At 63.7% G+C, this 11,546-nt stretch carries 6 protein-coding genes and 1 pseudogene; 4 read left to right on the plus strand and 3 right to left on the minus strand.

From position 1 onward, the window contains the following. Positions 1-112: 112 nt before the first annotated feature. A complete protein-coding gene (locus CWO91_RS39130) occupies positions 113-310 on the plus strand; it encodes a hypothetical protein (RefSeq protein WP_130220712.1) in 198 nt (65 codons plus the stop codon). A gap of 22 nt (positions 311-332) precedes the next feature. On the opposite strand, the gene CWO91_RS39135 is transcribed toward CWO91_RS39130, so the two are convergent. Further along, positions 333-4,478 carry a VCBS domain-containing protein gene (locus CWO91_RS39135; protein WP_245471519.1) on the minus strand — a complete coding sequence of 1,382 codons (4,146 nt, stop codon included), beginning with the start codon at positions 4,476-4,478 and terminating at the stop codon, positions 333-335. 403 nt (positions 4,479-4,881) lie between these two features. On the opposite strand from CWO91_RS39135, the gene CWO91_RS39140 reads away from it, so the two are divergent. From CWO91_RS39140 to CWO91_RS39150, 3 genes are all read left to right on the plus strand, one after another. Next, the gene (locus tag CWO91_RS39140) at positions 4,882-5,505 is read left to right on the plus strand and encodes a FecR family protein (RefSeq protein WP_349643613.1); all 624 of its coding nucleotides are present in this window, start codon (positions 4,882-4,884) and stop codon (positions 5,503-5,505) included. 108 nt (positions 5,506-5,613) lie between these two features. After that, complete coding sequence (locus CWO91_RS39145; protein ID WP_165406024.1) at positions 5,614-6,477, plus strand: tetratricopeptide repeat protein; 864 nt, start codon at positions 5,614-5,616, stop codon at positions 6,475-6,477. A 226-nt stretch (positions 6,478-6,703) separates the two neighbouring features. Next, positions 6,704-10,450 (plus strand): tetratricopeptide repeat protein, encoded by a 3,747-nt coding sequence (locus CWO91_RS39150; protein WP_165406023.1) that lies wholly within the window; start codon positions 6,704-6,706, stop codon positions 10,448-10,450. A 208-nt stretch (positions 10,451-10,658) separates the two neighbouring features. Here the strand turns inward: CWO91_RS39150 and fliP are convergent, their stop codons facing one another. Further along, positions 10,659-11,417, minus strand: coding sequence for a flagellar type III secretion system pore protein FliP (fliP, locus tag CWO91_RS39155; RefSeq protein ID WP_091897994.1), 759 nt, complete (start codon positions 11,415-11,417; stop codon positions 10,659-10,661). Further along, positions 11,414-11,546, minus strand: a pseudogene (locus CWO91_RS44820) (flagellar biosynthetic protein FliO); the annotation flags it as partial. The gene fliP and the pseudogene CWO91_RS44820, both read right to left, overlap by 4 nt.

Consider the following 11,546-nt stretch of genomic DNA (forward strand, 5'->3'; position numbering starts at 1 on the left):
TCTGAGACTGCGATGAGTTGACGCGCGCAGGTGTGAAATGGCGGACAGTGGCACCCAAGGCGTCGTCGTAGGCTTCGGCCATTCGCAATCAGCAGCGCGGGAGGAGGAGGCCATGAACTACTCGTCCGCAGCAGAACGCGTAATCGAGGCCGTCAACCGGCTCCTCATAGCGGCGATGACGTCCGCCTGGACATCCGCGCTAAGCCATCAGCATGCAACGCCGCCCGAGGGCGACGACGGCAACGATAATGAATCTTCTCTCGGTCAAGAGAGCTCCTCCGCGCTGGATGGAGCCGGCAATCGACACTGAAGACGCCACCGGCTTGCGGGCGTCACACGATCAGATCGTGCAACACATGGCCTTGAACTGTACCTGTTCCGTAAGCTGGATCAACATCCGGCGGGGATGTTTCAGGCATGGACGCCGGCTCGGACCCGTAGAATGCTGCAGCGTGGTCGTGATGATCGGCGAGGTCTGAGAGATGATCCAGCACTGCGCCGTGCTGTGAACCCTGCGAAGCGTCATCCTTGAACGGGAACGAGTCGCCGAGCTGCTGCGGATTGGCAGGCTTGAGCCCGGACGCTCCATGGGGCGGGTCGTGCTGCTCGGCTGTCTCGCTTGAGGGCGAATGGTTGGGGCCAGCCGTCGATGACTTCAGAAGGCCGGGGTTGAGCGTCGTCTTTGCCGTGTCATCGCTGGGATGACCAGCCGCCTGGGCGGCGTTTCCCGGGAGCGAGACGCCGTGGTTCCCAGCATCGCTCCCCAGCGCAAGCCCGCGCCCGGCGTGCAGTTCGGCGGCGTTGTGGGCAAAATTCAGTGCGGCGATCGCGCTGTCAGGCATCTGGCCGCTTCCGGAAATCGCGCCATTCTTGCCAGCCGTCGCGTCGGGCGCCGCCAAGTGGCTGAAGACAAAGCTGACCTCCGTCGGTACGGCCATGTGCTGCAAGATCGTAGACGGTCCGCTGACTGAGGGAGCTAGCGCGTCACTGCGGGGCGTTTCGGTCGCGAGCGTTTGCACGTCGTCTGAACTGGAGAGGCGGGAATATTCGGTCCCTTCGATCTGGTCCCAGCTCCAATTCAGGCTATAGGTCGCCTCGCTTGACTGGATTGTGGAACTCCCATCGGCGGGGAGTGTGCCGTCGCCGCTCCAGGAATCGGACAAGACATCGGAGGTGGTCATCATCACGGCGGTGGCGTCACTCTGCGCGGTTGCGGTGAGGTCGAGAAGTTCGTTGGCAGCCGCGATCACAGGTGCCGCCGGCGGCGCCAGGATGAAATCCGACGCGTCGATGGTTGCAATCCCCTGCAAATGGACTTCGAGCAGACCGGAATCGCCGATGTGCAGGGTCTGGTCCGTTGGATTGACGTACACGATGGTTTCATTCGCCGCGCTGTCGTAGAGCCAGGCGATCGTATGTGCCGGCACGGCCGTGCTGGTCGAGCTCAAGGCCAAGATGACGAACCCAAGCGCGCCAAGAGCGGTCAAGTCGATCTTGTCGGCCCCCGAGGCGAAGTCGGTGATGGTGTCGAACTGGCTTGCATTGGAATCGGCTACGAACAAATAAGCGAAGCGGTCGTTCCCATTGCTGCCGGTGAGTTGGTCCGCACCAAATCCGCCGGTTATGGTGTCGCTGCCGTTGTTGCCGTTGATTGTATCGTTGCCCGAGCCCCCGTAGATGACGTCATCGCCATCGTTGCCTTTGATCGTGTCATTGCCGGAGCCGCCGTAGAGAACGTCCGCTTTGCCGGTGCCATTGACGGTATCACTGCCGGCCCCCGCGTAGATGATCTGACCTGTGTCGCCGCCGCCCGCGATGGTTTCGCTCCCCGGCGTCCCATACACGTTGGGGGGATCGGAGATCACGACGGATCCGGTGGCCAGGTTATCAAAATCGTTGGGGTCTGCGTCACTGGCGCCATGGATGGCGATGGTCACCGCCTGCGTCGTACCATCGATGGCAGTTACCGTGAAAGTGTCGGTCAACGTGTCGCCGACATCGAGCGCCTGAACCACGCTATTGTTGTTGTCGAGTGTGTAGGTCCATACACCGGCCGCCGTCATGGTGAAGGTGCCGTATCCGTCGTCGCTCGCAGTAGGCGAAGAGACCGCGGTGAAAGTGTTCGGCGCGTTGTCGACGTCTGTATCGGTGAGCGTGCCGGTCGCGATGGGAGCACCGGGCGAGAAAGTTCCTGCCTCGGTCACTGAGCCGGTCGTCGTGCCGGAAATGATGGCCGCGTCGTTGGTGCCATTGATGATGATCGTCACCACCTGCGGCGTGCCGTCGAGTGTTGTGACAGTGAAACTGTCAGTGAGCGTGCCGCCGACATTGAGCGCCTGCACCGCGCCGTTGGCGTTGTCGAGCGTGTAGGTCCACACGCCGGCGGCGGTTATTGTAAAGGTGCCATAACCACTCGTGCTTGCCTTGGGCGAACTCACGCTTGTGAAGGTATTGGACGCATTGTCGACGTCAGCGGCAACCAGCGTGCCCGTTGCGCTCGGCGCGCCGGGTGTCGCGTTGGCAACGCCTCCGGCCTCGGTCACCGAGCCGGCTGTGGTCCCGGAAATGACGGCCGCGTCATTGGTGCCGTGGATGGTGATCGTCACCACCTGCGGCGTGCCGTCGAGTGTTGTGACAGTGAAACTGTCAGTGAGCGTGCCGCCGGCATTGAGGGCCTGCACTGCACCGTTGGCGTTGTCGAGCGTGTAGGTCCAGACGCCCGCTGCCGTCATGGTGAAGGTGCCGTAACCGGCTGAGCTTGCCGTTGCCGAGCCGACTGCCGTGAAAGCATTTGCGGTCGTGTCGACATCGGTGTCGGTGAGCGTGCCGGTCGCGGTGGGCGTGCCGGGGGTTGCATTGGCGGTGCCGCCAGCCTCGATCACTGCGCCGGTCGTCGCGCCGGAGATGACCGCCGAGTCACTGGCTCCGTGGATGGTGATCGTCACCACCTGGGCGGTGCCTCCGATCGTGGTCACCGTAAAGCTGTCGGTGAGTGTGTCGCCGGCATTGAGTGCCTGCACAGCGACGTTGGCGTTGTCCAAGGTGTAGGTCCACACGCCGGCCGCCGTCATCGTGAAGGTGCCATAGCCACCGGCGCTCGTTGTTGGCGAGCTCACTGTCGTGAACGTGTTAGGCGGATCGTCGACGTCGGTGTCGGTGAGGGTGCCGGTCGCAATCGGCGTGCCGGGCGTTCCATTGGCGATGCCGCCGGCCTCGATCGTCGAGCCGGTCGTGGTGCCGGAGATGATTGCGGCGTCGTTGACACCGTTGATGGTGATCGTGAAGGTCTGATTGGTGGAGGTGAATCCGTCGGAGGCCGTGACAATGAAACCGTCGGTCGTAGGCGCCTTCAGGGCGTTGATAGCGGCGTTATCGGGCACGAACGTATAGGCGCCGCTCGTGCTGTTGACGTAGAGTATTCCGTAGGGGCTTGTCTTCGACAGATCGTACGTCACTCCATCGAGGACCGTATTGCCGGCGCTCGCCCCGATGACGCCGAAGGTCAGTTTGCCGCCGCCATTGGTGCTACTGGCACCGAAAGTTCCTGTCGTCGCAGTGAATGTGTCGAACACCACCGTGTCGTGTTCAGTTGGCCCAGCTCCGGTGTTGAGCATCGGTGGTAGACGTCCCAGAGGCTCGGGAATGGCGAATGGCGACACAGTCGGCAAAGTCTGCAGCGCGGGCGCGTCAGGCGGAACGAAATTGATCGGCTGCAGCGGCACGGATTTGACAAAGGGAGGCGTGCTCGAGCCATGCGGCCCTTGTCCTTGTGTTAGATTGGCGAGCACGTCCTGTTGCTCGGCGCGCAACTCGTCCATGCGAGCGGCAGTGTTCGTGACCTGGTTGACACTGATGGTGGATCCCACCTTTTTGAGGACGATTGTCTCGCCGGGATCTTCGACGATGATGTGTCGTGGGATCGGCTCCTTGGTCACGAGGTCAAATGCGCCGTGCGAGAGGTCCTTGTAAGTGATGGAATCGTCATCCAGGACTGTGACGTCCGGGTCCGCGGCCTCGGCATTTTGCGCGGCCGAGAAAGTCAAGGCTGCAAGCGTCAGCATCCCGAAACCGCCCGCGTGGCCGCGGGCGCGAATGCCTGCAATCGGCGTATTCAGCCGGAGCGACCCGGCTTCTGCCAGACGGCCCAGTACGAAACTGAAGCTCCCTCGGGTCACGTCGAATAAGGCTGTATGTGACCTGCCTTCGACTTCGAAGACGAATTCGCTCAGCGCGACGTGAGTGCCGCAGGAGATGTTGAAAAGAGTACCGTCGATGAAGCGAAGTGCGATCTGCCCGTCGGCATCGGTTTCGATCACGTCAGCCCGGTAGACGGGCGCACCAGCTACGGCCTGTGTGGCGACGCCGCTTGCTCGCGTGAGCGTACCGCAACCGATCACTGTATGAATGTGGCCGATGATCTGGACGGGCAGGGCCATGGCGGCCCCGTTACCAACCTCGATGCCGGACGCAACTGACATGGCTCGACCTCGCCTGGGTGATCGATTCAGGCTCGGCGTGCTGCCATGATCTTGCTCGGGGCGCCCTCGCCAAGGGACAAAATATCCTAGACGCTGGCAGCCCGAAGGCTTGCCCGCCGAAATAATCAAGTCTGCTCTAGGGAGAGACACATTGCGCGGGGGACAGCAACGCGTACTGCCATTCCGCCGTGCCCCCTCCCGCCAATGTGATTAAATTGACAAACGAGACGTATTTAATGTGTGGCGTTTCCGTACCGCTGGATATAAATTAAGACGATCAAGTGAATTAAACAACAATTATATTTATTGTGCTGCGCTTCGCGGTTCAAAAAATGGGCCAACGATAGCGACAGATCCTTCTCAGAAAGGGGGGATCATGTGCAGACCTACGACAGCCGCGTTGGTGACCAGCTTCGTTTTGGCGCTTGCCAGTTTCTTGCCGGGTGCGGCACGAGCGCAAATCGATTCCGCCAAGCCCGCCGTCGCTGACTCATCATCCAAACCCATTGGCAAGGTGGTGGCGGCCACAGGCTCTGTCACGATCAAACATGCGGGCGCAGTGATTGTTCAGGCGAATGTCTCGGGTGAGCCCGGTCGGGCCAACACGGGTGATCCCGTCTATCTCGGTGACGTGGTGCGGACCGGGGCCGACGGCCGAATCGGCATCAACTTTACCGACGGCACCTCGTTCAATCTATCGAGCAACGCCCGTATGGTGTTGGATCATTATGTGTATGAGCCGGACGGGAAGTCCAATGCGACCCTGTTCAATCTCGCCAGGGGAACGTTCACTTTCGTTGCTGGCAGTGTCGCCAATACCGGTGACATGAAGGTCGAGACTCCCGTCGCCACGCTAGGGATTCGAGGCACGACGCCGCATATCGAGATTTCGGATGATGGGTCGGTCAAATTGTCGACCCTGATCGAAGAGGGCAAAAGTAAGCTCCTGAAGAAGTCGTCGGCATCCGCCGCGCCGGAGCCCGATCGAAGCAGCAACCGCAGGCTCATCATCTGTCGGGGATGCTGAGAACTTTGCTTGGCCTGAAGCCGCCGTGATGCCGGCGCAACGCAGCTGGGCAGAGAAGACTGGGATTAGCGCTTCGTTCGCTCTCGGAGTTGGACGCCTGCTGTGAAAATGATCGCAAGAGCCAGTGTCATCAAGGCAGTGATACTCGTTCTCATCGTCGTGCTGTCCGGCTCGTCGGCCTTGGCGCAGAAGCCGAAGAAGGGCAACTCCCTCAAGAATGTTGAACTGTGTAACGGCTCAGATCGCGTGTCGCCCGAAGCTCGGATCGATGGCTGCACGGCGTTTATCGATGCGGGCGAGGGAACTGCGAACGGCTTCGCTGTCGCCCACAACAACAGGGGCAATGCCTATAGCGCCAAAACCGACTACGAACGCGCGATCAAAGATTTCGTCGAAGCGACCAGGCTCAACCCAAATTATGCCAAAGCCTTCAACAACCTCGGCGTGGCTTATCTGAGGAAAGGCGCGCACGACCTGGCCCTTGGCGCTTTTGAGGAAGCGCTCAAGCTCAACCCAAACTATGGCGCTGCTTTTGCCAACCGTGCGGCAGCCTACCTGAAGAGGAATGCGTACGAGCGTGCGGCGCAGGACTATGACGAGGCAATTCGCCTTGATCCGAATCTGGAGGCGGTGTGGAGCGGACGCTGTTGGGCCCGAGCCGTCCTCGGCGCTTTGCAGGCTGCGCTGGACGACTGCGACAGGGCGCTTCGATCGGAAGCAAACAACGCCGCAACATACGATTCGCGAGCTCTGATAAATCTGAAAATGGGGCAACTCTCTGCGGCTATCGATGACTACAACTCAGCGCTGCGGTTCGCGCCCAAGCTTGCGAGTGCGCTCTACGGCCGCGGAGTTGCCAGACTCAAGCTCGGCGACAGAGCTGGCGGCGATAGCGATATTTCTGCGGCAAGAAGAATCGACGCTGGAATCCGCGAGGACTTTGCGCGCTATGGAGTGCCGTCGAACGATTGACCAATCGCGGCAGCGCTGTTGTGCAGGTGTTAACAACTCCTTAACCGCCTGCTTCTCAAATCCGAAGCTGGCGGACCAGCCCACGCTCGATCCGGTCACCGCGTGCTGCCCGTAGAGCAAATCAAGATATAGCATTAACAAGTCCTTAATTGGCGAGACCTACAGTCGACGGCACCGGCCGGCGCCATTGCCGGCATGGATTGTCGGACCGGAAGAAATGCCGCGAATGGCGCGAAAGGCTGCCGCTGGATTTGTATCGCGAGCCCGCGCCTTGGCGTCGGGATTGTCGCGTCATGTCCGCAAGGTGCCCGTGCTTGCGGCCTGCCTGCTGATCGGCTTCGCTGCGCCTGTCCGGGCGGCCGATCCCGTCAGGGGCGAGGCGAGCTTTTCCGCCGGTGGCGGTTTTGCCCGTCTCGTTATCAAGCTCGGCGAGGACGTTCCCTCCGAGGTGACCACGGCCGGCTCCATTCTCGTCATCCGTTTCGACCGGCCCGTCGACGTACCCGTCGACCGCGTTCCGGAAGGCGCGCCCGACTATGTCAATTCCGCCCGGCGCGATCCCGATGGCAGCGCCATTCGCCTGTCGCTGGCGCGCCGGGTCACCGTCAACACCATGAATGCCGGCGAGCGCACCTTCATCGACCTCTTGCCGGAGGGATGGAAGGGGCCGCCGCCGAGCCTGCCGATGGACGTGGTCAAGGAACTGGCCGAGCGCGCGCGTGTGGCCGAACGTGCGCTGCGTGCGCAGCGCGCCGCCGCCGAGGCCAAGAAGCGTCCGCAGATCCGCGTCCGCGCCTCGGTGCAGCCGACCTTCGTCCGCTTCGTGTTCGAGATGCCCGACGGCGTCGGTGTGTCCTCCGTGCTCAATGAGCAGAAGCTCACGCTCGCGTTCAACGCCAACCTCAATTTCGATCTGGCGGACGCGGTCGTCGCCGCGCCGCCGAACGTCGCGTCGATCAAGCAGAAGGCCGACATCGACCAGACCAGTGTCGAGATCGCGCTGATCGGCGATTCCGACGTGCATTCGTTCCGCGACGAGAAGAACTACGTCGTCGACATCGCCTTCCAGCCGGACAGGGGCAGGGCGGCGGCGACGCCCGAGGCGGCGATCGCGCAGGTCAAGCCCGCAGGTCACGGACCTGCGCCTGCGCCTGAAAAGCCGGCGGCCGAGAAGCCGAGGGACGCTCATCGCGAGATCGCGGCGCCGACATCCGAGACAATCGCGCGCGAAGCCAGGATAGAGGTGAAGCCCGACGTCAAGCCCGAGGTGAAGCCGGAAGCGCCCGCCGCGATGCCGACCGTCGAAGCGCCGAAGCCGGTGCCGGCGCCGGCGACTGAGGCTGCGCACGCTCCAGCAGCGCCCATGGAAGCCTCCAAGCCGGCGCCGGCCGTTGCCGAAGCCGCCCCTGCCAGACCCGCGCCTGCCGAAGCACCGCAAGAGGTCGTGAAGGAAGCTGCGAAAGAGCCGGTCAAGGAAGCCGTCAAGGAACCTCCCAAGACTGCTCCTGCGCCGGCGCCGGCGCAGTCCGGTGTCGCCAGCGTCGATGCGCGCCGCGATAGCGACGGCCTGCGCGTGACGTTCCCGCTTCAGGTCGCAACGCCTGCGGCGGCGTTCCGCCGCGGCGACACGGTCTGGCTGGTGTTCGATACACCGAAGCCGATCGACGTCGAGGCGATCCGCACCAAGGGCGGCGCGATGATCGGCGAGGTTGGTCCCGTGCCGCTCGACAAGGGGCAGGCGGTTCGCATCCGCCTCACCCGTCCGCTGGTCTACTCGCTGACGAGCGAGGAGGTCGGCAAGGAGACCAACTGGCTGCTGACGCTCGCCGACAAGATCCAGGCGACGCCGCTGCCGCTGATGATGTCGCGCAACATCACCGATCCCGCGCTCGCCAACATTGCGATCCCCTTCGCCAATCCGGGCCTTCTGCACAAGCTTACCGATCCCGATGCCGGCGACACGCTCTATGTCGTCACCGCGCAGCGGCCGGTGCGCGGCTTCATCAAGCGGCAGGACCTCGTCGATCTCTCGCTGCTGGAATCCGCGCACGGCATCGCGATCCGGCCGAACTCCGACGAGGTCGGCGTCGAAGTCGGCGCCGACAAGGTCATTCTCGGCAAGAAGGGCGGGCTGACGCTGTCGCCGGTCGACATCTCGGCCGAGCGCGCCCCGACCGCGGTGCGCCCGGTCTTCAGCCCCGAAGGCTGGCGCAAGGGCCAGTCGGAGAATTTCTGGACGCGCCAGAGCGATCTGATGACGGCGATCTCGGCGGTCGACCCCGCGCTGCGTTCGCTGCCGCGGCTCGACCTCGCGCAGTTCTACATGTCGCGTGCCATGTATCACGAAGCCAAGGCCGTGACGGACGTGATGCTGAGCGATCCCCTCAATAAGGAGGAGAGCGGCGCGCTGATCATGCATGCGATCGCGAACATCCTGATCGGCCGGCCGGCGCAGGGCCTGAAGGACCTCGCCAATCCCGTGATCGGCAACAGCCACGATTCCCAGCTCTGGAAGGCGCTCGCCTATGCGCGCCAGGGTAAATGGGCGGACGCGCGCGAGAAATTCAAGAACGTCGAATTCGCCATCGCCTCGCTGCCGCTCGACATCCAGCGCATCGTGACGATGGACGCGATGCGCGCTTCCCTCGAGGTGAAGGACTATGCCGGCGCCTCCAAGCGTCGCAGCGAGCTCGAGGTGGTCGGCGTCTCGCCCGAGGCTGCGCCCGGCTTCGCCGTGCTGCGCGGCCGGCTCGCCGAGGCGCTCGGCCACGACAAGGATGCGCTCGACGACTACAAATTCGCGGTCGCCTCAAGCGACCGGCCGGCCGCGGCCGAGGCCAAGCAGCTCGAGGTCGCGCTGCGTCAGAAGCGCGACGAGATCGGCAAGGAAGAGGCGCTGCGCGAGCTCGAGACGCTGTCGATGACCTGGCGCGGCGATGCGATCGAGGTCAAGACGCTCCAGATGCTGTCGCAGCTCTATACCGAGAACGGGCGCTACCGGGACGCGCTCACGGCGGCGCGCACCGCGACGAAGCTGCAGCCGAACGCAGAAGCCTCGCGCCAGGCGCAGGATCTCGCCTCCGATCTGTTCACGCAGATCTTCCTGGGGCCCAAGGGCGACGAGCTGCCGCCGGTCGAGGCGCTCGGGATGTTCTACGAGTTCCGCGAGCTGACGCCGATCGGCCGTCGCGGCGACGAGCTGATTCGCCGTCTCGCCGACCGTCTCGCCTCGATCGATCTGCTCGACCAGGCCGCCGAGCTCCTGCAATACCAGGTCGATCACCGCCTCGAAGGCGCCGCCCGCGCCCAGGTCGCCGCGCGCCTTGCCATGATCTATCTGGCCAACCGCAAGCCCGACATGGCGATCACCGCGCTGCGCGCGAGCCGCATCAGCGACCTCTCCGGGGAGCTCAGGCAGCAGCGCCTGCTCCTGGAAGGGCGGGCGCAGAGCGACGTCGGCCGTCACGATCTCGCGCTCGACATCGTTTCCAACGTCTCCGGGCGCGAAGTGCTCCGCCTGCGCTCCGACATCTTCTGGGCGGCGCGGCGCTGGCGCGAATCCGCCGAGCAGATCGAGCTCTATTACGGCGAGCGCTTCCGCGACTTCAAGCCGCTCAATGCGGTCGAGAAGAGCGATATCATCCGCGCCGCAGTCGGCTACGCGCTCGCCGACGATTCGATCGGCCTGTCACGCTTCCGCGAGAAATACGCGCCGCTGATGAGCGAGAGCGCCGACCGTCTCGCCTTCGACATCGCGAGCAAGCCGGCGGCGGCCTCCAGCGCTGAATTCGCCGAGATCGCCAAGCTGGCTGCCAGCGTCGATACGCTCGACGGCTTCCTGCGCGAGATGAAGCAGCGCTTCCCCGACGCCACCGCCCGTGGCCCTAGCGCGCCGCAGGCCAAGGACGAGTCCGATCACACCGGCTCGCTGCCCACGATCCCGGTCGTGCGGCAGATCAAGATGACGCGATAGCATCCCTGCTGCCGCGCGAAGCGCGGCCCCTGACGGCTCCACATTCTCCGTCATTGCGAGCGCAGCGAAGCAATCCAGAATCTTTCCGCGCGGCAGCCTGGATTGCTTCGTCGCAAGGGCTCCTCGCAATGACGGGGAGGGGCCGGAGGCTATCGCTGGGAGCGGAGAGGATGCCCCTTCGCGGGGCATGACTGCGGATGCATCGGCCTCACCCCCCGTAGCTCTGCACCAGGCTCCCCGCCACCAGCGACCAGCCGTCGACCAGGACGAAGAAGATCAGCTTGAACGGCAGCGAGATCGTTGCCGGGGGCAGCATCATCATGCCCATCGACATCAGCACGGAAGCGACGACGAGGTCGATGATCAGGAAGGGGAGGAACAGCAGGAAGCCGATCTCGAAGGCGCGCTTCAGCTCGGAGATCATGAAGGCGGGGACGAGGATGCGAAGTGCGAGATCGTCGGGCGTGGCCGGCGGCTGTTCGCCGGAGAGATCCAGGAACAGCTTGAGATCCTTCTCGCGCACGTTCTTCTGCATGAAGCCGCGCAAGGGTACCGAGGCACGCTGGAGTGCATCCTCGACACTGACCTGGTTGGCGACGAGCGGGCGGATGCCCTCGTCGTAGGATTTCTGCAGGACCGGCCCCATCACGAAGAAGGTGAGGAACATCGCGAGCGCGATGATCACCGAGTTCGGCGGCGCGGTCGCCGTGCCCATCGCGGTGCGCAGCAGCGACAGCACGACCACGATGCGCGTGAACGACGTCATCATGATCAGGATCGACGGCGCGATCGACAGGATCGTGAGCAGGGCGATGAGTTGGATCGCGCGCTCGGTGACCCCGCCGCCACCCGCACCCCCGCCGAGATTGATGCTGATGTCCTGCGCATGCGCAAGGCTCGCGAGCGAAGCCGCGCCGACCAGGACAGAAAGAAAAAGAACTCTACGCGGGAGGGCCGGCAGCCTCACGAAGACGGCTTCGGACGGCCGAGCAGCGAGGCCATCTCGTCTTCGAGATTTTCAAAGCTGGTCTTTTCCGCGGCCGGTTTTGCGGGCGGGGCCGCTGGCGCCGGTGGCTCGCTGCGTCCCGCGCGCGGG

Source organism: Bradyrhizobium genosp. SA-3 (assembly GCF_004212635.1).
Lineage (GTDB): Bacteria > Pseudomonadota > Alphaproteobacteria > Rhizobiales > Xanthobacteraceae > Bradyrhizobium.

Bases quoted from the DNA above. Each gene is read 5' to 3' on its own strand.
- CWO91_RS39130 (WP_130220712.1), top strand. From the start codon at position 113: ATGAACTACTCGTCCGCAGCAGAACGCGTAATCGAGGCCGTCAACCGG.
- CWO91_RS39135 (WP_245471519.1), bottom strand. From the start codon at position 4,478: ATGTCAGTTGCGTCCGGCATCGAGGTTGGTAACGGGGCCGCCATGGCC.
- CWO91_RS39145 (WP_165406024.1), top strand. From the start codon at position 5,614: ATGATCGCAAGAGCCAGTGTCATCAAGGCAGTGATACTCGTTCTCATC.
- CWO91_RS39150 (WP_165406023.1), top strand. From the start codon at position 6,704: ATGGCGCGAAAGGCTGCCGCTGGATTTGTATCGCGAGCCCGCGCCTTG.